The sequence below is a fragment of the Achromobacter sp. JUb104 genome, from assembly GCF_024806975.1.
GTDB classification, from domain to species: Bacteria; Pseudomonadota; Gammaproteobacteria; order Burkholderiales; family Burkholderiaceae_B; genus Achromobacter; species Achromobacter spanius.
Map to the genome: position 1 here is coordinate 1,708,631 of NZ_JANUEY010000002.1, position 24,134 is coordinate 1,732,764.

The 24,134-nt window shown below is 65.8% G+C and carries 21 protein-coding genes; 15 read left to right on the top strand and 6 right to left on the bottom strand.

The window, feature by feature from the left end; all coding sequences use genetic code 11:
* The first annotated feature begins 28 nt into the window (after positions 1 to 28).
* A complete protein-coding gene (locus M2361_RS19660; protein WP_259251325.1) occupies positions 29 to 2,092 on the top strand; it encodes a hydantoinase/oxoprolinase family protein in 2,064 nt (687 codons plus the stop codon).
* Positions 2,085 to 3,863 (top strand): hydantoinase B/oxoprolinase family protein, encoded by a 1,779-nt coding sequence (locus M2361_RS19665; RefSeq protein WP_259251326.1) that lies wholly within the window; start codon positions 2,085 to 2,087, stop codon positions 3,861 to 3,863. The genes M2361_RS19660 and M2361_RS19665 overlap by 8 nt, the downstream gene beginning before the upstream one ends.
* Here the strand turns inward: M2361_RS19665 and M2361_RS19670 are convergent.
* Positions 3,850 to 4,653, bottom strand: a complete 804-nt coding sequence (locus M2361_RS19670; RefSeq protein ID WP_259251328.1) for a GntR family transcriptional regulator — start codon at positions 4,651 to 4,653, stop codon at positions 3,850 to 3,852. The two genes, M2361_RS19665 and M2361_RS19670, sit on opposite strands and share 14 nt — an antisense overlap.
* 132 nt (positions 4,654 to 4,785) lie before the next feature.
* Between M2361_RS19670 and M2361_RS19675 the strand changes: the two genes are divergently transcribed.
* The 9 genes from M2361_RS19675 to M2361_RS19715 are packed head-to-tail and all read left to right on the top strand — an operon-like array spanning position 4,786 to position 13,045.
* Positions 4,786 to 5,817 carry an ABC transporter substrate-binding protein gene (locus M2361_RS19675; protein ID WP_259251329.1) on the top strand — a complete coding sequence of 344 codons (1,032 nt, stop codon included), beginning with the start codon at positions 4,786 to 4,788 and terminating at the stop codon, positions 5,815 to 5,817.
* 59 nt (positions 5,818 to 5,876) lie between these two features.
* Positions 5,877 to 6,938 (top strand): ABC transporter ATP-binding protein, encoded by a 1,062-nt coding sequence (locus tag M2361_RS19680; protein WP_259251331.1) that lies wholly within the window; start codon positions 5,877 to 5,879, stop codon positions 6,936 to 6,938.
* The gene (locus tag M2361_RS19685) at positions 6,935 to 7,801 is read left to right on the top strand and encodes an ABC transporter permease (protein ID WP_100853658.1); all 867 of its coding nucleotides are present in this window, start codon (positions 6,935 to 6,937) and stop codon (positions 7,799 to 7,801) included. The genes M2361_RS19680 and M2361_RS19685 overlap by 4 nt, the downstream gene beginning before the upstream one ends.
* A 1-nt stretch (position 7,802) precedes the next feature.
* Positions 7,803 to 8,603, top strand: coding sequence for an ABC transporter permease (locus M2361_RS19690; RefSeq protein ID WP_100853657.1), 801 nt, complete (start codon positions 7,803 to 7,805; stop codon positions 8,601 to 8,603).
* Positions 8,603 to 9,760 carry an FAD-binding oxidoreductase gene (locus M2361_RS19695; RefSeq protein WP_259251332.1) on the top strand — a complete coding sequence of 386 codons (1,158 nt, stop codon included), beginning with the start codon at positions 8,603 to 8,605 and terminating at the stop codon, positions 9,758 to 9,760. The genes M2361_RS19690 and M2361_RS19695 overlap by 1 nt, the downstream gene beginning before the upstream one ends.
* Complete coding sequence (locus M2361_RS19700; RefSeq protein WP_100853655.1) at positions 9,744 to 10,052, top strand: (2Fe-2S)-binding protein; 309 nt, start codon at positions 9,744 to 9,746, stop codon at positions 10,050 to 10,052. The genes M2361_RS19695 and M2361_RS19700 overlap by 17 nt, the downstream gene beginning before the upstream one ends.
* Complete coding sequence (locus M2361_RS19705) at positions 10,049 to 11,491, top strand: NAD(P)/FAD-dependent oxidoreductase (protein ID WP_259251334.1); 1,443 nt, start codon at positions 10,049 to 10,051, stop codon at positions 11,489 to 11,491. The genes M2361_RS19700 and M2361_RS19705 overlap by 4 nt, the downstream gene beginning before the upstream one ends.
* A gap of 4 nt (positions 11,492 to 11,495) precedes the next feature.
* Positions 11,496 to 12,659 (top strand): FAD-binding oxidoreductase, encoded by a 1,164-nt coding sequence (locus M2361_RS19710; protein WP_259251335.1) that lies wholly within the window; start codon positions 11,496 to 11,498, stop codon positions 12,657 to 12,659.
* Positions 12,656 to 13,045 (top strand): RidA family protein, encoded by a 390-nt coding sequence (locus M2361_RS19715; protein ID WP_259251337.1) that lies wholly within the window; start codon positions 12,656 to 12,658, stop codon positions 13,043 to 13,045. The genes M2361_RS19710 and M2361_RS19715 overlap by 4 nt, the downstream gene beginning before the upstream one ends.
* Here the strand turns inward: M2361_RS19715 and M2361_RS19720 are convergent.
* The 5 genes from M2361_RS19720 to M2361_RS19740 all read right to left on the bottom strand — a co-directional run bounded on the left by M2361_RS19720 (position 13,020) and on the right by M2361_RS19740 (position 19,088).
* Entirely contained in the window at positions 13,020 to 14,300 is a 1,281-nt protein-coding gene (locus M2361_RS19720) for an amidohydrolase family protein (protein WP_259251339.1), read from the bottom strand. The two genes, M2361_RS19715 and M2361_RS19720, sit on opposite strands and share 26 nt — an antisense overlap.
* A gap of 143 nt (positions 14,301 to 14,443) precedes the next feature.
* Positions 14,444 to 15,394, bottom strand: a complete 951-nt coding sequence (locus M2361_RS19725; RefSeq protein ID WP_259251341.1) for an ABC transporter permease — start codon at positions 15,392 to 15,394, stop codon at positions 14,444 to 14,446.
* Between the two features lie 10 nt (positions 15,395 to 15,404).
* Positions 15,405 to 16,478, bottom strand: coding sequence for an ABC transporter permease (locus tag M2361_RS19730; RefSeq protein WP_100853649.1), 1,074 nt, complete (start codon positions 16,476 to 16,478; stop codon positions 15,405 to 15,407).
* Positions 16,479 to 16,527: 49 nt separating this feature from the next.
* Positions 16,528 to 18,057 carry an ABC transporter ATP-binding protein gene (locus M2361_RS19735; protein ID WP_259251342.1) on the bottom strand — a complete coding sequence of 510 codons (1,530 nt, stop codon included), beginning with the start codon at positions 18,055 to 18,057 and terminating at the stop codon, positions 16,528 to 16,530.
* Positions 18,054 to 19,088 (bottom strand): BMP family protein, encoded by a 1,035-nt coding sequence (locus M2361_RS19740; protein WP_259251344.1) that lies wholly within the window; start codon positions 19,086 to 19,088, stop codon positions 18,054 to 18,056. Before M2361_RS19740 ends, M2361_RS19735 begins: the two co-directional genes overlap by 4 nt.
* Positions 19,089 to 19,418: 330 nt before the next feature.
* Here M2361_RS19740 and M2361_RS19745 point away from each other — a divergent pair, with 330 nt between their 5' ends.
* The 4 genes from M2361_RS19745 (at position 19,419) to panE (ending at position 24,025) form a co-directional block, all read left to right on the top strand.
* Complete coding sequence (locus M2361_RS19745; RefSeq protein ID WP_259251345.1) at positions 19,419 to 20,333, top strand: DedA family protein/thiosulfate sulfurtransferase GlpE; 915 nt, start codon at positions 19,419 to 19,421, stop codon at positions 20,331 to 20,333.
* 197 nt (positions 20,334 to 20,530) lie between these two features.
* Entirely contained in the window at positions 20,531 to 21,358 is an 828-nt protein-coding gene (locus M2361_RS19750) for a VRR-NUC domain-containing protein (protein ID WP_259251346.1), read from the top strand.
* Positions 21,355 to 22,941, top strand: a complete 1,587-nt coding sequence (locus M2361_RS19755) for a type VI immunity family protein (protein ID WP_259251347.1) — start codon at positions 21,355 to 21,357, stop codon at positions 22,939 to 22,941. Before M2361_RS19750 ends, M2361_RS19755 begins: the two co-directional genes overlap by 4 nt.
* Positions 22,942 to 23,098: 157 nt before the next feature.
* Positions 23,099 to 24,025, top strand: coding sequence for a 2-dehydropantoate 2-reductase (gene panE, locus M2361_RS19760; protein ID WP_259251348.1), 927 nt, complete (start codon positions 23,099 to 23,101; stop codon positions 24,023 to 24,025).
* Positions 24,026 to 24,134 lie beyond the last annotated feature (109 nt).

The window sequence follows — 24,134 nt, forward strand, 5'->3', positions numbered from 1 at the left end:
GCTCGACCTTTTCTTTGGAACACACGATATGTATCGCATAGGGATAGACGTCGGCGGCACGTTCACCGACTTCACGATGATCGACGAGGACGCGGGCGTGGTGCACTTCCACAAAGTGCCCTCCACCCCGCACGATCCGTCCGAGGCCATCGCCACCGGCATTGGCCAGATGTTGGCGGACCATGACGTGGCGCCCTCGCAGGTGTCGCACGTGGGCCACGGCACCACCGTTGCCACCAACCTCATCATCGAGCGCAAGGGCGCGCGTGTTGGCCTGATCACCACGCGCGGCTTTCGCGACGTGCTGGAAATTGGCCGCCAGACGCGGCCCCACCTGTACGACTACAGCGTCGGCAAGCCGCCCGTGGCCGTGCCGCGTGAGTTCCGTGTTGAAGTGAGCGAGCGCGTGAGCGCGTCGGGAGACGTGCTCACGCCGCTGGATGAAGCCCAGGTGCAGGCCGCCGCGCGGCAATTCGCCGAAGCCGGTATCGAAGCCGTCACCATTTGCTTTCTGCACGCCTACCGCAACCCCGCGCACGAGCGCCGCGCCGCGCAGATCGTGGCCGAGGTCATGCCCGGCGCCTACATCAGCATGTCGTCCGATGTGCTGCCAGAATTTCGCGAATACGAGCGCCTGTCCACTACGGTGCTGAACGCGGCGGTGGGGCCGAAGATGGCGCGCTATCTGGAACGCTTCCTGCAACGGGTGCGCGACCTGGACATCAGTCACGAGCCGCACACCATCCACTCCAACGGCGGCCTGATGTCGATCGGCACCGTGCGCCAATACCCCGTGCGTACCTGCCTGTCGGGGCCGGCGGCCGGCGTGGTGGGTGCGGCGGCGGTGGGGCGCGCCATCGGCAGCCTGAACCTCGTCACCTTCGACGTCGGCGGCACCAGTACCGACGTGTCGCTGGTGTGCGACGGGCGTCCGCTGTTTACCTCGCATCGGCAGGTGGCGGGCTACCCCGTCAAGACGCCCATGGTCGACATCCACGTGATCGGCGCGGGCGGCGGCAGCATCGCCTGGCTGGACGACGCGGGCGCCTTGAAAGTGGGCCCGCACAGCGCGGGCGCGGTGCCCGGGCCGGTGGGCTATGGCCGTGGCGGGCAGGAGCCCACCATTACCGATGCCGAAATCGCGCTACAGCGCCTGAACCCCATCGCATTGCTGAACGGACGCATGCCCGTGCACGCCCAGGCCGCGCGCGACGTGATCGAGCAGCGCGTGGCGCAGCCGCTGGGCCTGCAACCCGAGGCCGCGGCCGAAGGCATCCTGCGCATCGCGGCAGCCAACATGAGCCGCGCCATTCGCGCGGTATCCACCGAACGCGGCTACGACCTGTCCTGCTTCGCGCTCTACGCCTATGGCGGCGCGGGGCCCTTGCATGCGGTGGAAGTGGCCGAGGAATGCGGCATCCCCGTCGTCATCGTGCCGCAGGAACCGGGCACCATGTGTGCGCGCGGCATCTTGTTGAGCGACATCTCGTTCGACTTCGTGCAAAGCGAAATCTCGCTCGCGTCCGATGACACCTGGCCCGCCATCGCCGCCATCTTCGACGGCTTGCGCCAGCAGGCCGAGCGCTGGCTTGAAACGGAGCGCGTGGACCCGGCACTACGCGTGTGCCATAGCGCCATCGATGCGCGCTATGAAGGCCAGAACTTTGAAGTGCAGGTCAGCCTGGATGGCGTCGACATGGGCGCGGGCGGCCATGCGGAATTCGCCCGCCGTTTTGCCGAGGCGCATGAACGCGAATATGGCTACACGGTGGATGACCGCAAAGTGCAGATCATCAATTGCCGCATGCAGGCCGTGGGCCAGGTGGTGAAGGCGCCGCTTGCGCCGCGCTACATCGGTGGCGTGCTGGAAGACGCCAGCCTGGGACGGCGCAAGGCCTACTTCGGCGCCGAGCACGGCTGGCGGGAGACGCCCGTGTACGACCGCGACCGTGTGCCCACCGGCGCATGCTTCACCGGCCCCGCCCTGCTTGAGGAAATGAGCTCGACCACGGTGGTGGGCGTGGGCCACGCAGCCAGCGTGGACGAGTACGGCAACCTGATCATCCGTTTGCAAGGAGGCTTGCATGAATAAGCCCGACAACGCTAAGCCCGACAACGCCACGCCCGACCATTCCAATACCGCCGTGGCGCTGGCCGACCCCATCGGCATGGAGGTCTTCTGCAACCGCCTGCTCTCCATTACCGAGGACATGAACAACACGCTGGTGCGTGCGTCGTTCTCCACCAACATCAAGGAACGCAAGGATTGCTCGGTGGCCTTGTTCGACGCGGCCGGCAGGCTGGTTGCGCAGGGCACGCAGATTCCGCTGCACCTGGGTTCGCTGGACGGGGCCATGGGCGCGATCTTGCGCACCTACTCCGTCGAGGACATCCGCGAGGGCGACGTGTTCATCTGCAACGACCCCTATCTTGCCGATGGCAGCCACCTGCCCGACATCAACATCGTCACCCCCGTATTCTGGGACGGCGTGCTGCGCTTCTTCGCCGCCAACATCGCGCACCATTCGGACGTGGGCGGCGCGGTGCCAGGGTCCATCGCGGGCGGCTTGAAGTCGATCTTCGAGGAAGGCATTCGCATCCCCGCCTGCCGCATCGCGCGCCACGGCCAGAACGATGAAGACATGCTGCGCCTGATCTGCGCCAACACCCGCGACCCCGAAGAGCGCGTGCTGGACCTGCGTGTGCAGATGGCCACCAACCGCCGTGGCGCGGCCGCCGTGCAAGGCCTGATTCGCCAGATGGGGCTGGACGCCGTGCTGCGCTCGGTGGACGACGTCATCGCCTACACGCGCCGCCGCCTGCTCAACCGAATCGCCGAACTGCAAGCGGGCAGCTACACCTTTCGTAGCGATCTGGACGACGACGGCATGGGCGGCGATCCCGTGCCCATCCAGGTGACGCTTACCGTCAGCCACGACAACCTGCACTTTGATTTCGAAGGCTCCGGCAAGCAGGCGCGCGGCGCGATGAACCTGCCGATCAATGCCCTGCGCGCCTGCGTGTATTACGCCGTGAAAGCGCTGCTGGACCCTGACCTTGCACCCAACGCCGGCTTGTTCGATCCCATCACGCTGTCGGCCCCGGTGGGCACCATCACCAACCCCGAGCACCCGGCCGCCGTGGGCGCGCGGTCCATCACCGCGCAGAAAGTCGCGGGCGCCATCTTCGGTGCGTTCCGTGGCCTGCTGCCGCCGGAAAAGACCATGGCCTCCAGCAATGACTGCTGCCCGGCCATCGTGTTTTCAGGCCGCTGGCGCGAGCGGGCGGGCCACTTCGTGTACTTGGAAACCTTGGGCGGCGGCGCGGGTGCGCGCTTTGATGCGGACGGCATGGACGCCGTGCATGTGCACATGACCAACACCTCGAACCTGCCCGTGGAAGCGCTGGAGAACGAATACCCCCTGCTGATGGACGAGTACGCCATGATCCAGGACTCGGGCGGCCCCGGCCGCACGCGCGGCGGCATGGCGATTGCCAAGCAGATTCGCGCGGTAGGCCCAGGCATCGTGTTCTCGGCGCGGTCGGATAGCCATACGGTGGGTGTGGCGGCGGGTGTGGATGGTGGCGGCGAGGGGCGGCGTGCCCGGCTGGTGCGCAACTTCGGCACGCCGCAAGAGGAAGAGCTGTTTTCCAAGACCGCCAACATTGCGCTGGGGGCCGGCGAAAGCGTGCGTATCGAAACGCCCGGCGGCGGCGGCTATGGGCCGCCCGCCGAACGCACCCGGGCACGCATCGCCCAAGACCTGGCCGACGGCAAGATCAGCTTGGATGCGGCACGCACGGCCTACGGTATGCGAGGCGTGCGCGCGGCCGACGGCGCAGGGGCAACTACCCCACGTTGAGGGTCATGGAGTACTTCATCTTGTCGTGCGGGAAGGTGGTGATGGTGGCCAGCAGCAGCAAGCCGCCATCGCCGTAGTAGCGGCGGGTGATGACGAAGCCCGCCGTCTTGGGTTCCACCTTGAGCTGCTTGGCGATGGTGGCGTTGATGGGCGTGGCCGAGAACTCCTGGTTGACCTCGGTGATGCGGTCGCCGAAATGGTCTTCGATCAGGCGCAGTAGCGAGATGCGTGATTTGACGTCCACGCGCACGTCCGAATGCTCGGGGTCCGCGTAGATCAGCGTGCTGGCCGCGGCGGTGCCCTGGTCGTCGAGCGTTTTGATGGAGTTGATATGCAGCCAGGACTTGTCAGCGGGGCAGCCCAGCGATTCGGCCAGCCGCTTGGGCAGCTTGATGGTGCGCACGTCCTGCACCAGCAGCGCGGCGTTGCGCGCGTACTGGAGCAGGTCGGGGAATTGCGAGATGCGTTGCGTGAAGCGCGTGCTGGCGCGAGCCGTTTCAACGCGGGTGCCCACGCCGGGGCGGCGCGACACCATGCCCGCCACGGTCAGCATGCGGATGGCTTCACGGATGGTGTGGCGGCTGGCGTCGAACTGGTCGCAAAGCTCGTGCTCGGTGGGCAGCAGCGTCATTACGGGATAGCGGCCGGCGCTGATGTCCTGCGACAAGGTTTGAAAAATGCTCTTGTAGCGGGGGCCGCCGGTGTCAACGTCCGGCGCTTGCGATTCGGGCTTGCCACGCGCTTGCCGTGCTCCGCCGGGGCCGGTTGCGCGCTCGGAGGATCGGGTCATGAGGAGGCTCCTTGAATTGTTATATGGGGTTTGTACGGACGATAACCCGATTGACAACGATGTCCGGTCGGATTCATTATTTGTCCGGACATTCATGTACGGACAAAGTGTACCAACAAATCGGGGGTTCTCATGAGCAAGGTACTTGCAGTACTCGCAGCGGCAACGGTAGCCGCAGGGCTCAGCGCCAACGCCATGGCGCAGCAGAAGTTGGTGGTGGCAGGTTATGGCGGCTCGTTCGAAGACATCATGCGCAAGGACATCTTCCCGCCCTTCGCCAAGCAGCACGGCATTGAACTGGACTATGTGGCCGGCAATTCCACCAACACGGTGGCGCGCCTGCAAGCGCAGAAAAGCAACCAGCAGATAGACGTGGCCATCATTGATGACGGCCCCATGTATCAAGCCATCGCCCTGGGCTTTTGTGCTCCCATCAAGGGCCTGCCCGCCGACGACCTCTACAGCACCGCGCGCTACAAGGACGACAAGGCAGTGGCCATCGGCATCGTGGCCACCGGCATCATGTACAACAAGAAGGCTTTCGAAGAGAAGAAGTGGGCCCCGCCCACGTCCTGGAAAGACCTGAAGGACCCCAAGTACAAGAAGCTGTTGGTGGTGCCGCCGCTGAACAACACCTATGGCCTGCACGCCGTGGTGGAGTACGCCCGCGAGGGTGGCGGCGGTGAAAAGAATATCGACGCCGGCTTTGCCACCTTCAAGAATGAAATCGGCCCCAACGTGCTGGTCTACGAGCCTTCACCGGGCAAGATGACCGAGCTGTTCTCCAGCGGCCAGGCGCTGATCTCGGTCTGGGGCAGCGGCCGCGCCAAGTCCTTCGCCGACACCGGCTTCCCGGTGGGCTTCGTCTACCCGCAGGAAGGCGCCTACGCCTTGCTGTCGTCCGTGTGCCCGGTGGCCAAGCCGAACGCCAACCCGGCCGCGCAGGCGTTCGTGCAGTACCTGGTGTCGCCCGAGGTGCAGGAAAAGCTGGCCTCTGCCTATGGCTACGGCCCGGTCAACAAGAAGGCCAAGGTCACCGACGACCCGCGCGTGCCGCTGCCGATCGGCAAGCGCGCCGCCGACCTCATCGTGATCGACTGGGACACCGTCAACCAGAACCGCGACGAATGGAACAAGCGCTGGACGCGCGAAGTCGAGCGTTGACGCGCAATCGCCGGTAGTGCAATACGGGGCGGCGCGGCGCGTCGCCCACGGGAGCCTTCATGACCTATCTAGTGTTGAACCGCCTTAGCAAGCGCTATGGCGAGACCACCGCCGTGCAAGAGCTGAGCCTATCCGTGAATCGGGGCGAATTCATTTCGCTGCTGGGGCCCTCGGGTTGCGGCAAGACGACCACGCTGCAAATGATTGCGGGCTTTGTCGAACCCACGGGCGGCAGCATCGTGCTGGACGGCCGTGACGTCAGCCGCGTGCCGGCCAACAAGCGCGGCCTGGGCCTGGTGTTCCAGAACTACGCGCTGTTCCCGCATATGACGGTGGCCGAGAACGTGTCGTTTGGTCTGGAGATGCAGCGGGTCAAGAAGGACGAACGCGAAGCGCGCGTGGCCGATGCGTTGAAGCTGGTGGGGCTGTCGCACCTGGCAGACCGCCATCCCGCACAGATGTCGGGCGGGCAGCAGCAGCGGGTGGCCTTGGCCCGCGCGCTGGTCATCCGGCCCAGCGTGTTGCTGCTGGACGAACCGCTGTCGAACCTGGACGCCAAGCTGCGCGAGGAAATGCAGTTGGAACTGCGCAGCATTCAGCGCACCATCGGCACCACCACCATCCTGGTCACGCACGACCAGTCCGAGGCGCTGGCGCTGTCGGACCGCATCGTAGTCATGAACCAGGGCCGCGTGGAACAGGTGGCCGAACCCTTCCAGGCCTACGAAGGGCCGGCCAGCCATTTCGTGGGCGGCTTCCTGGGCAAGGCCAATGTGTTCACGCCCCAGGCCGAGCAGTACGAAAACGAAACGCGCGCCCGCATCGGCGAGGCGCATATCCCGATGGCCGGCGCGGCCGTGCCGCATGGCTCGGTGATCGTGCGGCCCGAAAAAATCCTGTTTTCCGAACCCGCCGCCTGTGCCCTGCCCGGCCGCATGAAGACCCGCGTCTTCCAGGGCAACCACTGGCTATGCCAGGTGGATACGTCGGTGGGCGAAGTGATGGTGATCCGCCAGAACGACGGCGTGCCGGTGCCCGCCGAGGGCGAGACCGTGCACTTGCGCTGGCGCGCGCAAGACATGTGCGAGGTGGCGTCCGCGCCGCGGGGCAGCGCGTCATGAGCACGCGCACCAACCCCTGGGTACTGAGCGCGCCGGCGCTGGTGGTGTACGCCACCTTTCTGGTGGTGCCGATGGCGCTGGTATTCCTGATCAGCTTTTTTGACTTCCAGTTCTACGGCGGCATGCAGGCCACGTTTACCTGGAAGAACTACTTCGAGATTTTCAGCGACGGCTATTACTACGAGATCTACGCGCGCACGTTCGGCGTGGCCGCCGCCGTGACCGTGGCCTGCCTGATTCTGGGCACGGCCGAAGCGTATGTGCTGTCGCGCATGGCCAACCCGTGGAAAGGCTTGTTCCTGATGGTGGTGCTGGGGCCGCTCTTGATTTCGGTGGTGGTACGCACGCTGGGCTGGGCGCTGCTGTTCGGCTCCACCGGCCTGATCAGCAAGGTGCTGATGGGTATCGGCCTGACCTCGACTCCCGTGGACCTGATGTACAGCAACCTGGGCGTGGGCATCGCGCTGACGCACGTGCTGGTGCCCTTCATGGTGATTTCGGTGTGGGCTTCCCTGCAACGGATCAACCCGGCTACGGAGGCCGCCGCGCTGTCGCTGGGCGCGTCGCAGTTCACCGTGATTCGCCGCGTGATCGTGCCGCAGGTGATGCCGGGCATTCTGTCGGGCGCCATCATGGTGTTTGCGATGGCGGCCAGTTCGTTCGCCACGCCGGCCATCATCGGCGGACGGCGGCTGAAGAACGTGGCGACCGCCGCCTACGACGAATTCCTGAACACGCTGAACTGGCCTTTGGGCGCGGCCCTGGCGGTGGTGCTGCTGCTGGCGACCGTGGTGGTGTTGCTGTCGGCCAACCGCATCATCGAACGCAAGTACGGCGCCGTCTTCAACCAGGCCGGAGGCTGAGATGCAATTTCGAAACGGCCCCATCGGGCTGATCTTCCACACGCTGTTCATCCTCTTCATCCTGGCGCCCATCGTCATGGTGTGCGCGGTGGCGTTCACCTCCGAAGGCTTTATCTCGCTGCCCACCACCGGGCTGTCGCTGCGCTGGTTCCGCGCCATTCTGGACAACCCGCGCTTTGTCGAGGCGTTCTGGTTCAGCCTGGGCCTGGGCACGCTGTCGGCCACCTTGGCGATCGGCCTGGCCGTGCCCAGCGCGCTGGCCCTGGCCCGTAACCGTTTCCGTGGCCGCGAGGCGTTGGTGGCCTTCTTCATGTCGCCGCTGATGATTCCGCATGTGGTGCTGGGGCTGGCCTTCCTGAAGTTCTTCACCACGGTGGATCTGGCCGGCACTTATGTGGGTTTGGTGGTCGCGCACGTGATATTGGTGATGCCGTATGCGCTGCGCCTGGTGCTGGCGTCGGCCACCGGCATCGACCCCGCTCTGGAACGCGCCGCGCAGTCGTTGGGCGCATCCAACTGGACGGCGTTTCGGCGCGTGGTGCTGCCGCTGCTGCTGCCGGGGGTGGTCAGTGGCTGGGTGATCGCCTTCATCACGAGCTTTGACGAATTGACCATGTCGATCTTCATTGCCTCGCCGTCCACGACGACGTTGCCGGTGCGCATCTTCCTGCACATCGAAGACACGATCGACCCGCTGGTCACCGCCGTGTCGGCCGTGCTGATCTACGTGACCATCATCGCCATCTTCATCCTGGACCGCGTGGTCGGCCTGGAAAAGCTGTTTGTAGGAAAGGGACGCTAATGACGGACGAGAAAGAACTGGCGCCCCGCGCGCCCGTGCATCGCGGCATTTATGACGCCGTGGTGATTGGCGGGGGCTTGGTGGGTTCAGCAATCGCTTATGGCTTGCGGCGCGAACTGGACCACGTGGCCGTGCTGGACGAAGGCGACGTGGCTTACCGCGCGTCACGCGGCAACTTCGGGCTGGTGTGGGTGCAGAGCAAGGGCATGGGTCTGCCGCGCTACGGCGTGTGGACGATGACGTCCGCGTCCGGCTGGCCCCGGCTGGCCGCGCAACTGCTGGATGAGACCGGCGTGGACGTGCATCTGGAGCAGCGCGGCGGTCTGCACGCGCTGCTGAGTGATGAAGAAGTGGAAGCGCGCGGCCAGTTCATGAAGACCCTGCTCGCGCAGCCCGGCATGGCGCAGTACGACTGGAAGCTGCTGGACCGCGCCGAAGTCGCCGACCTGGTGCCGGGCATCGGCCCCGACGTGCGTGGCGCGACGTGGACACCGGTGGATGGCATTGCCAACCCGCTCAAGCTGCTGCGCGCGCTGCATGCGAGTTTTGCACAGCGGGTTGTGGATTACTTGCCGCGCCGTCCGGCACAAAGCGTCAAGCAGCGCGACGGCGTGTTCGAGATCGGGACGCCAGGCGGCACGGTGCGTGCACACAAGGTGGTGCTGGCCTCGGGCCTGTCCAACAAGGATCTGGGCGCGCAAGTTGGCCTGGACGTGCCGGTGCGCCCGCAGCGTGGCCAGATCGTGGTGCTGGAACGCACGCGCCGCATGCTGGAGACGCCGCTATCCACCTTGCGCCAGACCGATGAAGGCACCTGGCTGATCGGCGATTCGCAGGAAGAAGCCGGCTATGTGGATAACCTGGTGGGCCTGCCCATCCTGGGTACGCTGGCCGATCGTGCCGTGCGCACGCTGCCGGCTTTGCGCGACGTGCGCGTGGTGCGCAGTTGGGCAGCGCTGCGCGTGATGTCCAAGGACGGTTTTCCCATTTATCAGCAATCCGAAACGTGCCCCGGCGCCTTCGTCGCCACCTGTCATAGCGGTGTGACGCTGGCCGCCGCGCATGCGCTCAATCTGGCTCCCATGATCGTGGCCGGCAAGCTTGCCGACGACATGGCGCCCTTCTCGACCCGGAGGTTTCATGTTCAAGAGGCTTGACGAGGCGCAGCGCCAGACGCAAAGCGCGCCCGTGCGCGTGACGGTCAATGGGGCCGAACTGCAATGCCGGCCGGGTGATACGGTGGCGGCGGCGTTGTTCGCGGGCGGTGTATCGGCCTGTCGCGACACGGCGGTGAACGAAGTGCCGCGCGGCCCCTATTGCATGATGGGCGTGTGCTACGACTGCCTGGTCACCATTGATGGCCAGGCGAACCAGCAGGGCTGCATGACGGCCGTGCGCGAGGGCATGAAGATCGAGCGCCAGTTGGGCGCGCGCAAGGTGCAGGCATGATCGAAACAACGCAATGCGATTTGCTGGTGGTGGGCGCGGGCCCGGCGGGCCTGGCGGCGGCGACGCTGGCGGCCACCTTGGGCGTGGACACGGTGCTGCTGGATGAACAGCCGGCGCCGGGCGGCCAGATCTACCGTGCCATCACCACGACCCCGGTCACTGACCGGGGCATCCTGGGCGAAGACTATTGGCATGGCGCGTCGCTGGTGGCGCCGTTCAAGCAATCGGGCGCGCGCTACGTGCCGGGCGCCACCGTCTGGGCCGTGGCCGAACGCACCGCGCCGGAACCCGACAAAGGCTTCGAGGTGGCGTATTCGGTGGCGGGCGAAGCGCGCATCGTGCACGCGCGCCGACTGCTGCTGGCCACGGGAGCGCAAGAGCGGCCCTTTCCGATTCCGGGCTGGACGCTGCCCGGTGTCATCACGGCGGGCGCGGCGCAGATTCTGCTGAAGTCGGCGGGTGTGGTGCCAGCCGACCGCACGGTGCTGGCGGGCAGCGGCCCCCTGCTTTATCTGGTGGCCTGGCAGTACCTGAATGCCGGCGTGAAGATCGACGCGCTGCTTGAAACCACGCCGCCCGGACGCATGGGCCAGGCGCTGCCCAAGGTGTGGGGGTTCTTGCGCTCGCCTTACCTGGGCAAGGGCCTGAAGCTGCTGCGCGCCGTCAAGGCGGCCGTGCCGATCACGCGCGGTGTCACTGCCTTGGAAGCGTTGGGCAACGGCAAGCTGGAAAGCGTGCGCTACACGGCGGGCGGCGTCACCAAGACCTTGCCCGCCGCGCAACTGATGCTGCATCAAGGCGTGGTGCCCAACGTGAACCTGTCGCGCGCCGTGGGCGCGGAGCACCGCTGGAATGACGCGCTGGACTGTTGGGAGCCGCAGGTTGATGAGTGGGGGCTGACGACGGTGGACGGCATCGGCATGGCGGGCGATGGCGCGGGGATCGCGGGCGCGCTGGCGGCGGAACACCGGGGCCGGCTGGCCGCGTTGCAGGCCGCGCATCTGCTGGGCCGCATCGATGCCCGCAAACGCGATAGCGAGGCCGTGGCGCCGCGCGACGCGCTGGCTCGCGCCGTCAGGGGCCGCGAGTTCTTCGATGCGCTGTACAAGGCGCCTGACGCCTTCCGGCGGCCCACCGGCGACACCATCGTGTGCCGCTGCGAGGAAGTCACCGCCGCGCAAGTGCGCGAGACGGTCAAGCTGGGCTGCACCGGTCCGAACCAGATGAAGGCCTTTCTGCGCTGCGGCATGGGGCCGTGCCAAGGGCGCTTCTGCGGGCTGACCGTGGCCGAGATCATTGCCGAGGAACGCGGCGTGCCGACACAGGAAGTGGGCTATTACCGGCTGCGCTTCCCGACCAAGCCGCTGACCTTGGGAGAACTCGCGTCGCTGCCGCAGACGGATGATTCCCGCCAGGCCGTGGTCCGCTTGAAGAAGTAATGCCATGACCGATGCAACGCGGTCGGCGCAAGTCATCATCATCGGCGGGGGCCTGCATGGCAGCTCGGCGGCGCTGCATCTGGCGCGCGCGGGCGTGTCGGCCCTGGTGATCGAAAAGAACTACGTGGGGCGGCATGCCTCGGGCGTGAACGCGGGCGGCGTGCGCACCTTGTCGCGGCACCTGGCCGAGGTGCCGCTGGCGCTGGCCTCGCGTGAACTTTGGTATCGCATCGGCGAGCTGGTGGATGACGACTGCGGCTTCGAGCAGCACGGCCAGGTGCGCGTGGCCGAGAACGCCGCCGACGTCCAGGCGCTGCAAACTCGCTTGCGCACGATGACCGATCACGGCTACACGCATGAACAATGGATCAGCGCTGAAGAGCTGCTGGACATGATCCCGATGATTGCGCCGACCATCCAGGGCGGCTTGATCGCGCGCGAAGACGCGGCGGCCGACCCCTACCGCACGACGCTGGCGTTTCGCACCAAGGCCGCCAGCCTGGGCGCGCGCTTTCTGGAAGGCGTGCGCGTGGACCGCGTGGCGCAAGATGGTGGACAGTGGCGCGTGGAGACCGATGCGGGCACGTACACCGCGCCGCAAGTCTTGAATTGCGCGGGCGCCTGGGCCGACCGTATCGCGGCGCAATGGGGCGAGCCCGTGCCGCTGCTTGCCATCAGCCCCATGATGCTGGTGACCTTGCGCATGGACCATTTCCTGGACCCGGTGGTGCTGGGCACGGGACGCGCGCTATCGTTCAAGCAACGCACGAACGGCACCGTGCTGATCGGCGGCGGCCGGCGCGCCTGGGTGGACCGCGACGCGGAATGGACCGAGCTGGACTTTCGTTCCCTGGCCGAGGGCGCGCGCACGGTCTGCGACCTGTTTCCGCACATGCGCGACGCCATCGTGAACCGAGGCTGGGCGGGAATTGAAGCGGCCATGCCGGACGAGATTCCGGTCATTGGCCGCAGCAGCCGCCACGAGACGGCCTTCCATGCCTTCGGCTTTTCGGCGCATGGTTTCGAACTGGGCCCGATCGTGGGCCGCATCATGGCCGACCTGATCACCACCGGCGCGACGGACATGCCGATCGAGCCATTCCGGATTGAACGTTTTTCGGACGCCACGATGGCGTCCACCCCATCAGAAAAGGAGCAGGACGTATGAACAACGATATCGTGCGCAAAGACACCAACCAGCGCTTGAGCCGCATCGTGATCCATGGCGATACGGTCTATGTGGCCGGCGTCACGTCAACGGCCGAAGGCGGCATCGTGCCGCAGACGCGCGACGTGCTGGCGAAGATCGACGGCTATCTGGCGCAGGCCGGCACCGATAAGTCGAGGCTGTTGTCGGTGCAGATCTGGTTGAAGGATATCGACCGCGACTTTGCGGGCATGAACAGCGTGTGGGCCGAGTGGGCGCTGCCCGAGGCGATGCCCACCCGCGCCACCTGCGAGGCCAAGCTGGCCGCGCCGGAGCTGCTGGTGGAGATCATCGTGACGGCCGCCAAGCGGCCGGGTTATGTCAGCGGGCCGGTGTCTGAAAGCTGACCTGACCGGGGCGGCTCGGCAGATTCAGCGTGGCCGTGGCGGGCGGCGTGGTCGCGATGACCTGGCCGGCGCGCAGCACCATCAGCCGGGTCGCGCGCAGGCGTAGCGCTTCGACGGGGTCGCGCGCTTGCAGCAGTACCAGGTCGGCACGCTTGCCGACCGCGATGCCCGTGTCGTCCAGCCCCAGGATCTTGGCGGGCGTGGTCGTCACGGCCTCGAAACAGGCGCGCATGGCGTCCTGGCCCGTCATCTGGGCCACATGCAGACCCATGTGCGCCACTTCCAGCATGTCGCCCGAACCCAGGCTGTACCAGGGGTCCATCACGCAGTCATGGCCGAAGGCCACCGGCACGCCGGCCGCCAGCAGTTCGGGCACGCGCGTCATGCCGCGGCGCTTGGGATAGGTGTCGTGGCGCCCTTGCAGCGTGATGTTGATCAGCGGGTTGGCGATGGCGGCCACGCCCGCTTCGCGGATCAGCGGGATCAGCTTGGACACGTAGTAGTTGTCCATCGAATGCATGGACGTCAGGTGCGAACCGGTCACGCGCCCATGCAGGCCCAGGCGCTGCGTGTGATAGGCCAGCGTTTCGATGTGGCGCGACAGCGGGTCATCGCTTTCGTCGCAGTGCATGTCCACGCGCAGGCCGCGCTCGGCGGCCAGTTCGCACAGGATGCGCACGGATTCGGCGCCGTCCTGCATGGTGCGTTCAAAGTGCGGAATGCCGCCCACCACGTCCACGCCCATGTCGAGCGCGCGCTTCAGGTTGTCCAGCGCGCCGGGTGCGCGCAGCACGCCGTCTTGCGGGAAGGCGACCAGTTGCAGGTCCAGGTACGGTTTGACCTTCTCGCGTACGTGCAGCAGCGCTTCGGTGGCCAAGAGGCGCGGGTCACAGACGTCCACGTGCGAGCGAATGGCCAGCAGGCCACGGGCGACGGCCCAGTCGCAATACGCCAGCGCGCGTTCCACCAGCGCTTCCTGCGTCAATAGTGGCTTCAGTTCGCCCCACAGCGCGATGCCTTCCAGCAGCGTGCCGGACTGGTTCACGCGCGGCAGCCCAAACGACAGCGTGGAGTCCATATGAAAGTGCGCGTCGACAAAAGGCGACGACACCAGTTGACCGGCCGCATCGATGCTCTGGCCAGCGTCAGCCTTCAACGCCGGTTCCACGGCAGTGATGCGACCTTGCGCCACACCAATGTCGATGTTCGTGCGGCCATCGGGCAGCGTGCAGTTCTTGATGATGAGATCGAGCATGGTTAGGTCCTAGCGAAAATTCTCAATAGTTATAACGCTGCAATGGTCTCCGGCCCCGCCAGGTCGCACGGAGCCGGCTCCGCCGGTCCGTCGCGACGCCCCCTTGAGGGGGAAGCGCGTAGCGCTTCGGGGGTGGGCCCACCTTAGCGTTCGCCCTTGCGGTAGGGCTTCATCAGAGCTTGAGGGTAGGCGGCGCGGCGCGCCATCACCACCAGGGCCAGGATGGACAGGATGTAGGGCAGCATCAAATACACCTGATACGGTAGCTCAGGCAATCCGGGCAAGGCCGCGCCGCCTTGTTGCAGGCGCAGTTGCAGCGCGTCGAAGAAGGCGAAGATCAGCGCGCCCAGCAAGGCCTTGCCGGGACGCCAGGACGCGAACACGACCAGCGCCACACACACCCAGCCACGGCCGTTGACCATGTTGAAAAAGAAGGCATTGAACGCGGCCAGCGTCAGGAAGCTGCCGGCAACCCCCATCAGCGCCGACCCGGCCACGATGGCGCCCATGCGCAGGCGCGTGACCGACAGGCCCTGCCCTTCGGCGGCGGCGGGGTTTTCGCCCACCATGCGGATCGCCAACCCGACCGGCGTGCGGTTCAGCACCCACGCAAGAATCGGCACGGCGGCCAGCGCGATCAGCGTCATGGGCGTCTGCCCGGCCAGCACGGGCCCGATCAACGGAATGCCGTCCAGGTATTTCATTTCAGCAAACGGCGTGATCGTGGGCGGCGTGTTCACGCTGGGAAACGTCACGCGGTACGCAAAGTACGACAGGCTGGTTGCCAGCAAGGTCACCCCCAGCCCCGACACGTGTTGCGACAGCCCCAATGGCACCGTCAGCACGGCGTGCAACAGGCCGAACACGGCCCCGGCGAACGCCGCCGCCAGCACGCCCACATACAGCGGCGCGCCCAGGTACACAACCAGCCAGCCGGTGAAGGCGCCGGCGGCCATGATGCCTTCGATGCCCAGGTTCAGCACGCCGGCGCGTTCGCACAGCAGCACGCCCAGCGTACCCAGAATCAACGGCGTTGCCAGGCGCAGCACGGCCACCCAGAAGGCCGAGGTGCTCAATAGATCCATCCATTCCATGGCGTGTTCCTCAAGCCTGGTTGCGGCGCAGGCGGTACTGCGCGAATAGCGTCGCGACCAGCATGGCAAGCAACGAAGTGGCGACGATGACGTCGGCGATGTAGTTCGGCACGGCAATGGCGCGGCTCATGCTGTCGGCGCCCACCAGCATGCCGGCCACGAAGATGCTGGCCAGGATCACCCCCAGCGGATGCAGGCCGGCCAGCATGGCGACGACCACGCCGGTGTAGCCGTAGCCCGGCGACATATCCAGCGTGACGTAGCCGGTGCGGCCCGCCACTTCAATAGCGCCCGCCAGGCCGGCCAGCGCGCCGGACAACATCGCGGTGCCCAGCATCACGCGGTTGACCGGCAGGCCCAGAAAGCGCGACGCATGCGCGTTGGCGCCCACGGCGCGCATCTGGAAACCAAACACCGTGTAGCGGTTCAGCAGCCACAAGCCCAGCGCCAGCCCCGCCGCCCACAGCAGCCCGGTATGTGCGCGCGTGCGCTCGATCAGCTTGCCCAATTCCAGGTCGCCGTTAAGCGCCACGGACTGCGGCCAGCCCATCGCCATCGGGTCCTTCATGGGGCCGTCCAGCATCATGGACACGAACAGCAGCACGATGAAGTTGCCCAGCAAGGTGGTCACCACTTCGTCCACGCCCAGGCGGGTCTTGAGCAGCGCGGGAATCAGCAGCAGCAAGGCGCCGGCCAGCGCGGCCGCCAGCATCATGCCGCCGAACAGCACGGGCACGGGCAGGTCGAACCCCGTGCCGTCGTGCAGCCCGCCGATGGCCACCGCCGCCAGCGCGCCCAGATACAGCTGGCCTTCGGCGCCGATGTTGTAGAAGCGCGCGCGAAACGCCACGGCACAGGCCAGGCCCGTCAGCATCAACGGGGTGGCGCGGGTCAGCGTTTCAGACAGCGCGAAGCGCGAGCCGAAGGCGCCTTCGAACAGCAGCGCGTAGGTGCGGCCCACGGGCGCGCCGGCCCAGGCGACCAGCAAGGTGCAGATCGCCAGGGTGAAAAGGATGGCCGCGATCGGGGCCAAGGCCAGCGCCATGCGGCTGGGCTCGGGGCGACGTTCCAGGATCAGTTTCATGCGAAGATTGCTCAATAGAAAAGGAAGCGGCGCGGGGCGGCGTGAACCGTCACGCGCGGGTTCCTGTCATGGCCAGGCCGACGGTCGCGGGCGTCCAGTCGGCCACCGGCTTGATGGCGACGAGCTTGCCGCCGCACAGCACGGCGATGCGGTCGGCCAGGGCGAAGATTTCTTCCAGGTCTTCCGACACCAGCAGCACGCCGGCGCCGCGTGCACGGGCGGCCAGCAACTGCTCGCGCACATAGGCCACGGCGCCGATGTCCAGGCCCCAGGTGGGCTGGTCGGCCACGATAAAGCGCGGTTCGCGCGCCAGCGTGCGTCCCAGGATCAGCTTCTGCATATTGCCGCCCGACAGGCTGCGCGTGCGTACGTCCAGCGACGCCGCGCGCACGTCGAACTGCTTGGCCAGCGATGCGGCGTAGGCCCGGCCCGCGCGCGCGCGGATCAGGCCGTAGCGCGCGAAGCGCTTGTCCTTCAGGTCTTCGACGATGGCGTTTTCCCAAAGCGGGCTGTCGCCGATCATGCCTTCGCCGTGGCGGTCTTCGGGGATGCGGCCGACGCGGGCGGCGGTCCAGCCGGCGGGCGACGTGGGCGCGGGCGCGTGCTCGGCGCCCAGCCGGATCGTGCCGTCGGACGGTTGCGCCAAGCCGGTCAAGACCGATACCAGCGCCTGCTGGCCGTTGCCGGCCACGCCCGCGATCGCCACGATTTCATGTTTGTGGACGGTCAGGTCCAGGCTGTCCAGGCGCGGCGCGCCGGCGCGGCTGTCGCGCACGGTGACTTGAGACAGCGTCACCACGGGCGCCGCCTGTTCGGCGGCGGCCACCGCTTCGGCGCGTGGCATGACCACCTTGCGCCCGACCATCAATTCAGCCAGTTCGGCGGGGCTGGTGGCGGCGGTGTCGCGTTCGGCCACCAGCTTGCCCTGGCGCAGCACCGCCACGCGGCGCGACACGGCCATCACTTCGTCCAGCTTGTGCGAGATGAAGATGACGGCCAGGCCGTCGGCGACAAAGCCGCGCAGCGTGGCGAACAGGTCCTGCACTTCCTGCGGCGTCAGCACCGCGGTGGGTTCGTCCAGGATCAGCACGCGCGCGCCGCGATACAGCGCCTTCAGGATTTCAACGCGCTGCTTTTCGCCGACGGACAAGCCGCCCACGCGCGCGTCCGGGTCCACGCCCAGGCCAAAGCGTTGGCCCAGTTCAACCAGGCGGCGGCGCGCCTTGCTCCGGCCGGACGCCAGCTTCCACAGCGATTCCGTGCCGACCATGATGTTGTCCAGCACGGTCAGGTTGTCGGCCAGGGTGAAGTGCTGGTGCACCATGCCCACGCCCGCCGCCAGCGCGGCGTCGGGCCGGCCGGGCGGCAAGGGCTTGCCGAACACGTCGATGCTGCCGGCGTCGGCCAGATAGTGGCCGAACAGAATCGACACCAGCGTCGATTTGCCGGCGCCGTTCTCGCCCAGCAGTGCCAAGACCTCGCCCTGCCGCAGCGTCAGCGAGATATCGTCGTTGGCCGTCAGGCTGCCGAAGCGTTTGGTGATCCCCGTCAGTTGCAGGGCGAGAGGCGCTTGGTTCATCGTGCCGAGGACTTGGGTTCTTTGTCGTTGACCTTGACGGTGAAGCTGCCGTCCAGAATGGCCTTCTGCTTGGCTTCGACCTTGGCGACGAGCTCGGCGGGAATCTTCTTTTCGAAGGTGCCCAGCGGCGCCAGCGACGAGCCCTTGTACTTCATCAGCGAGTACTGGCCGTAGTCGTCGGCCTTGAACGTGCCGGCCTTGACCTGCTTGAGTGCTTCGTCGATGGTGGGCTCCATGCTCCACAGGGCCGAGGCCACCACGGTTTCGGGGTACTGCGGCTGCGTGTCGATCACGTTGCCGATGGCCAGCTTGCCGCGTTCCTTGGCGGCATCCGACACGCCGAAGCGCTCGGCGTACAGCACGTCGGCGCCCTTGTCGATCATGGCGAAGGCGGCTTCCTTGGCCTTCGGGGGATCAAACCACGAACCGATGAAGGTCACGGTGAATTCGGCCTTCGGGTTCACTTCCTTGGCGCCTTCGATGAAGGCGTGCATCAGGCGGTTCACTTCCGGAATGGGGTAGCCGCCAACCAGGCCGATCTTGCCGCTCTGGCTCATGCCGCCGGCGATCATGCCGGTCAGGTAGGCGGGTTCCTGGATGTAGTTGTCGAACACCGAGAAGTTGGGCTGCTGCGGCTTGCCCGACGAGCCCATCAGGAAGGCGGTTTGCGGATAGTCCTTGGCCACCTTGCGGGCGGCGGATTCCACCGCGAAGGCTTCGCCCACCACCAGCTTGTTGCCCTGCTCGGCGTACTGGCGCATGACGCGCTCGTAGTCGGCGTTGGTGACGTTTTCCGAGAACGTGTAGTCAATCTCGCCACGGTCGCGCGCGGCCGTCAGCGCCTTGTGGATGCGCGACACCCATTGCTGTTCGACCGGCACCGTATAGATGGCGGCAACCTTGGTCTTGGCGGGCGCCTGGGCTTGCACTGCGCCCGAGAACAGCAGCGCGCCGGTCGCGGCGGCCGCGGCCAGCTTGAGCAGCCCACGGCGAGCGATGCCGCCTGTGGACAGGGTGGACAGGGATTTCATGCGGGTGACTCCTTCGCGGGGGATGGAAACGTGATGGGATGGCAGCGATGCGGCGGCAGGATCGGCATCACGGCCCATCCTGGCGAAGCAAGTTGTATGCCATGCGGCATTCCTCGCGACAAGTCGGGGAAACCTGATGGACGGGCAGGATTATAGGCACCCCGGCTGGGATCCGTGGCACCAATTTGGTGCCCGTCGTTTCATGGGATGGACACGCGGGGGCAAAACGCGGTGTACCCCTATTGGCCACTCCGACAAACCGCTGCGCGGGCGGCCACGCCCTTAAAATCGCCGCTTCGGTCGCGCGTGGCGCGGCATGCTGGAAGATCCATGCAAGACATTCAATTGCTGCTCGAGCAGTACGGCGGGTGGCTGGTGTTCGCCAACGTCCTGGTAGAACAAGCGGGCCTGCCCGTGCCTGCCTATCCCATGCTGATTGCGGCGGGCGCGTTGGGCGGCGCGGCGGGTTGGCTGACGCCCTGGCTGGCGGCCACCGTGGCCTGTCTGTTGGCCGACACGCTTTGGTACGTGGCGGGGCGGCGCTATGGCGCACGGTTGCTGGGCGTGGTGTGCAAGATGTCCTTGTCGCAGGACTCCTGCATCCGCCAGACGCAGCGGCTGTATTTGCGCATTGGCGTGCGAGCCTTGCTGGTCTGCAAGTTCCTGCCCGGCGCGGGCGCGCTGTCCACCGTCATGGCGGGCCTGACCGGCACGGCCTATCGTCGCTTCCTGCTTTATGACCTGGCAGGGTCCATGATCTGGGCGGGTTCCGCCTTGTTGCTGGGCGGGCTGTTCCACAGCGTGATCAACGATGTGCTCGACGTGCTGGGCACCTACGGCCCGACCGGGCTGGGCGTGCTGGCGGCGGTGCTGGCGATTTACATCCTGGCGCGCTTCCTGCGTCGTCGGCTTCTGTTGCGCAGCCTGCGCGTCATTCCCCGCGTGTCTGTCGACGAGCTCATGCAATGGCGCCAGGACGGCCGCAACACGCTGGTCTTCGACGTGCGGCCCGAGGCGCAGCGCGACGCCGCGCGCATACCCGGCGCGATCGCCGTGGACCTGAAGGCGCCCCTACCCGCGCTGGACCCGCAAGCGCTGGAGTCCGACATCGTGGTCTATTGCGCCTGCCCCAACGAGGTCTCGGCCGCGCTGCTGGCCTCGCGCCTGCGCGCGGCGGGGTATCCGAAGACCTGGGCGTTGCGGGGCGGCTTTGAAGCGTGGACGGAACGCAATCACGAGGCGTGAGCCGCCGCGCTCGGAAGGCACTGCTATCGACGCGCGCGTCTGGCGGACGCCTGGCCCTCTGACACGCGGAATCGTACAGATCCTATAGACGCCCCCTGCGCCCCTTGCGCAAGATCTTGGCTTCGGTTGAGTTCTGGGGAGCACCGCGCCATCACGCATGGACGACTTCCCGTTTCCCCGTCGCAAGGAGGTCTTCCATGGCAGCCCCCGCTGTCGGCGCGCTTATCTGGGGATATCGCGCCTATCGTGCTTATGCGGCGTACGAAACCGCGCAAACCGCCATCGAGACGGCCGAGACGCTGGCGCAGATCAGCCAGCGCAGAAGGGACGTCGAGACCATCCTGAAGGATGTCATTGGCGGCATGAAAGAAGAAATCGACATCAAGAGCTCGACGTTCGTGCTCACTGGCGGCAACGTCACGGTGTCGCGCGGCCGTCGCGAAAACGTGACGTACCAGCAGTACATCGAACGCAAGATTCCATTCCGGCCCGTCATCAGCAGGGTGTGCCAGTGGGCGTTGAAGTCGCCGCTGGTCGTGCCCAGGCGGATACGCAAGAAAATCCCCGGCGAGGTCATCGAAACCACGATCGATATTGCGCTGAAGCAGACCACGGCATCGCTGGTATTTGAAGCGGTGGATGACTTGCTGTCGTGGCAGAGTCCCTTGAAGGCGGAACCGAACTACAACGCAACGACGGGGGCGGCGATGCTGGGAGAGCCCGCGACGAAACCGATGCGTATCAGTGAGGTTTTTCCCTTCTGGCCAAGGCCTAAGGGCAGCCTGGCGCCGGATCTCGTGATCGTGGAATACCGGCAGCAGCCGTTTGAAGTTAGCAACGTGTTCGCGGCGGTGGAGATCAAGTTTCCGAATGATTGGGTGCGGGACGCGCAGATGCAGGATTACCTCGATCTCATGGGTCGAGATTCCCGGAAAGTTGCACTCCTGCGGGTGCCGGAGGATTGCACTGGCTATCAGCCCAAAAAGGCGGGCGATAGCGATCGAAAGCCAAGGAGAGGACGATGAGCACCAGCCATCCTTTGATCGACGACGATGATCTGTCCGGCATGATCACCGACCTAAAAAATTGGCCCCACACAGCAATTGACAACGGCATGTTTGAAATGTCGACGACCTTGTTTTCGACGTTCTACTTTACCTACGAGCCCACGCATTATCTCCAGACAACGCTCGCGATGATCGATGTGAAAGAGTCATTTGAGAAGCTGCTTGGCCGCCCCTTTTCTGTCGCCACGCATCCGGATTCCGAGCGCCCACATCCCTATGGTTCAAAGCGTCTTGGCGATCTACGTGATTGGGCAAGGCGAACTCCTTTGGAAAAGGCCTTCGTCGTGAAGTTCACTGACGAAAAGAACCATCAAAGTTCGCCAACGCATTCCGCTTATCTGTGGCGGCACAATTTGCGGGGTGACCGTGAACAGAACTACTCATCAATCCAGTTCTACTACCGCTGGCAATGGTGGCTGGATAACAAGGATGCCTGGCGCCGATTCGTGCTCGATACGATCGGACGCCTGAAGCCCGCGCAAGTCTATAGCGGATTCTCGATGGGCAACCCGCTGGAATTCGGCATGCGCGCCGAAGCGGCGGTGTGGGACCGTGCGCTGACCCCGCACTTCTACGGCCTGGATACCGATTACCCGTTCGGCATGTCTCTTACGCCGCAACTGCCTTCAGGCATCCGCCCGCCCACCTGGGGCTTCTTCCTGTCCGACATCTGGCGTGAAAAGCTCTCTCTATCCCGCGACGACGTCGCCACGCAGCTTGCTGACCCGCGCATTCGCGTCGACACCTTGAGTTGCGGGCAATGGGTAGAACTCGGCCCTCAGCCCGAGCTCTACCCCGTCGAAGACGGCGTGCCCGAACTTCCCGTGTTGCTGAACCGAGTGCTGCGCCGCATCCGTCATCCGCAACTGGACCTGATCGGATTCGGTGAATGGGATGGCGATCCCAACGAACGCTTTGACCGCCGCGATACGCAGCGTTGGCTGGGCCGGTTCGATGACGACAGCGATTGGCCCACACCGGAGATCCGTGGCCGTGTGCCTGGCATGCCGGGCGTCCCGGCGGTCGAACCCACGCCGACCCACGTCGTTGTGGGCGAAACGATTCCGTCGGAAGGCTATTGGTACACCCTGGCGAAAACCCATTCACGCCGCTACTTCAAGGCGGGCGAGCTGGCGCCGCCGATATCGCAAGATACGTCGCGCGGGCGTGTCATCTGGCAGCGGGACGTAGACCAGCGCGCGCCGGAGCCCGAGCCGGCGCGTCGCGCCGAGAGCGGCCAGCTTGCGCCCCGCGCCGGCCAGTGGCGGGCCGATGAGAAGGGCGAAATCCTCTGCGTCGTGTCCAAGCACGAACCCTTGCCGGCGTATCGCGGCGAATCGGTAACGTGGCACTGGATGCACGACGCCGCTGTGGCCCCCGCGAGCGCTGTGCGTGTGCGGTCTGGCGCGCCCTGCCCTTACCCCGGAACGTGGACGTGCGAAGAATTTCCCACCGGTCCCCAGACCTTCATGCATCAGGTGATCTTGCCGCAAGTCAACGGCCAGGACGTGACCTGGGTGTTGGTGAGGTTCTTGAAATAGCAGCAGGCCACTGGCGACCCTCAGCCGTGACGCCGGGGTCGGCGTGGCCCGGCCGCGCGCTGGACTGACCCGCTCGGCCGGGCTGGGCGATGTTCCGCGCCAAGCGCATAATTCCGTATCAGCCCGCAAAACAGGCGGGCGGCTACAGGAGAGACGAATGCGGTTGTTGTTCTTGGGTGCTGGCGGCACCGGTGGATATTTTGGTGGACGCGCGGCGCAGGCTGGCGCGGATGTGACCTTTCTGGTGCGCGAGCCGCGCGCGGCGCGTCTGCGTGAACAAGGGCTGCACATCCAGAGCCCGCTGGGTGATGTCACGTTGCAGCCGAAGCTGGTCACTGAAAAGACCTTGCAGGGCGCGTATGACGTGGTCGTGCTCAGTTGCAAGGCATATGACCTGGCCAGCGCCATCGACGCCATCCGCCCCGCGGTCGGGCCCGATACGGCGGTGCTGCCCATCATGAACGGCGTGCTGCAATACGACGTGCTGGACCGCGAGTTCGAGCCGCATCGCGTGCTGGGTGGCCTGTGCCAGATCAACGCCACGATGGGCCCGGAAGGTGAAGTGGTGCACTTGGGCAAGCACGCGAATATTGTCTTCGGTGAACGCGCCGGCCCTGCCCGTAGCGAGCGTTGCGTGGCGTTGGAGCAGGCGCTGGCCGGGGGCGAATACGTCAGTCGCCTAAGCGAAGACATCCATCAGGACATGTGGGAAAAGTACGTCATGCTGACTACGCTGGCGGCCGCCACGTGTCTGATGCGCGGCTCGATCGGTCAGATCGCGTCCACCGATGACGGCATCGATATCCTGAAAAGCCTGTTGCAGGAATCGCAGTCCGTGGCGGCGGCGTCCGGCCATGCCGTGCGCCCTGAAGCCGATGCGTTTGTGCAGAACCTGATCAGTGACCGCAAGCAGCCCATGACGGCCTCCATGTTCCGCGATCTGCGCCAGGGCCTGCCGGTCGAGGCCGATCACATCGTGGGCGACATGGTCAACCGTGCACGTACGCTGGGCGTGGATGCGACGTATCTGCGGGTGGCCTATTCGCACTTGCAGGTCTATCAAGCGCAGCGCGCGGCGGCTTGAGCCACGGATTGAGGATTGAGGCATTGATGTATTGATGCATGGATTGCAAAAAACTCGTCTGATCTATTGGGTTTTTTGTTCGGATTTGACCGAATAGTATGGATTGCCG

Bases quoted from the DNA above. Each gene is read 5' to 3' on its own strand.
- M2361_RS19660 (WP_259251325.1), top strand. From the start codon at position 29: ATGTATCGCATAGGGATAGACGTCGGCGGCACGTTCACCGACTTCACG.
- M2361_RS19665 (WP_259251326.1), top strand. From the start codon at position 2,085: ATGAATAAGCCCGACAACGCTAAGCCCGACAACGCCACGCCCGACCAT.
- M2361_RS19670 (WP_259251328.1), bottom strand. From the start codon at position 4,653: ATGACCCGATCCTCCGAGCGCGCAACCGGCCCCGGCGGAGCACGGCAA.
- M2361_RS19675 (WP_259251329.1), top strand. From the start codon at position 4,786: ATGAGCAAGGTACTTGCAGTACTCGCAGCGGCAACGGTAGCCGCAGGG.
- M2361_RS19680 (WP_259251331.1), top strand. From the start codon at position 5,877: ATGACCTATCTAGTGTTGAACCGCCTTAGCAAGCGCTATGGCGAGACC.
- M2361_RS19685 (WP_100853658.1), top strand. From the start codon at position 6,935: ATGAGCACGCGCACCAACCCCTGGGTACTGAGCGCGCCGGCGCTGGTG.
- M2361_RS19690 (WP_100853657.1), top strand. From the start codon at position 7,803: ATGCAATTTCGAAACGGCCCCATCGGGCTGATCTTCCACACGCTGTTC.
- M2361_RS19695 (WP_259251332.1), top strand. From the start codon at position 8,603: ATGACGGACGAGAAAGAACTGGCGCCCCGCGCGCCCGTGCATCGCGGC.
- M2361_RS19700 (WP_100853655.1), top strand. From the start codon at position 9,744: ATGTTCAAGAGGCTTGACGAGGCGCAGCGCCAGACGCAAAGCGCGCCC.
- M2361_RS19705 (WP_259251334.1), top strand. From the start codon at position 10,049: ATGATCGAAACAACGCAATGCGATTTGCTGGTGGTGGGCGCGGGCCCG.
- M2361_RS19710 (WP_259251335.1), top strand. From the start codon at position 11,496: ATGACCGATGCAACGCGGTCGGCGCAAGTCATCATCATCGGCGGGGGC.
- M2361_RS19715 (WP_259251337.1), top strand. From the start codon at position 12,656: ATGAACAACGATATCGTGCGCAAAGACACCAACCAGCGCTTGAGCCGC.
- M2361_RS19720 (WP_259251339.1), bottom strand. From the start codon at position 14,300: ATGCTCGATCTCATCATCAAGAACTGCACGCTGCCCGATGGCCGCACG.
- M2361_RS19725 (WP_259251341.1), bottom strand. From the start codon at position 15,394: ATGGAATGGATGGATCTATTGAGCACCTCGGCCTTCTGGGTGGCCGTG.
- M2361_RS19730 (WP_100853649.1), bottom strand. From the start codon at position 16,478: ATGAAACTGATCCTGGAACGTCGCCCCGAGCCCAGCCGCATGGCGCTG.
- M2361_RS19735 (WP_259251342.1), bottom strand. From the start codon at position 18,057: ATGAACCAAGCGCCTCTCGCCCTGCAACTGACGGGGATCACCAAACGC.
- M2361_RS19740 (WP_259251344.1), bottom strand. From the start codon at position 19,088: ATGAAATCCCTGTCCACCCTGTCCACAGGCGGCATCGCTCGCCGTGGG.
- M2361_RS19745 (WP_259251345.1), top strand. From the start codon at position 19,419: ATGCAAGACATTCAATTGCTGCTCGAGCAGTACGGCGGGTGGCTGGTG.
- M2361_RS19750 (WP_259251346.1), top strand. From the start codon at position 20,531: ATGGCAGCCCCCGCTGTCGGCGCGCTTATCTGGGGATATCGCGCCTAT.
- M2361_RS19755 (WP_259251347.1), top strand. From the start codon at position 21,355: ATGAGCACCAGCCATCCTTTGATCGACGACGATGATCTGTCCGGCATG.
- panE (WP_259251348.1), top strand. From the start codon at position 23,099: ATGCGGTTGTTGTTCTTGGGTGCTGGCGGCACCGGTGGATATTTTGGT.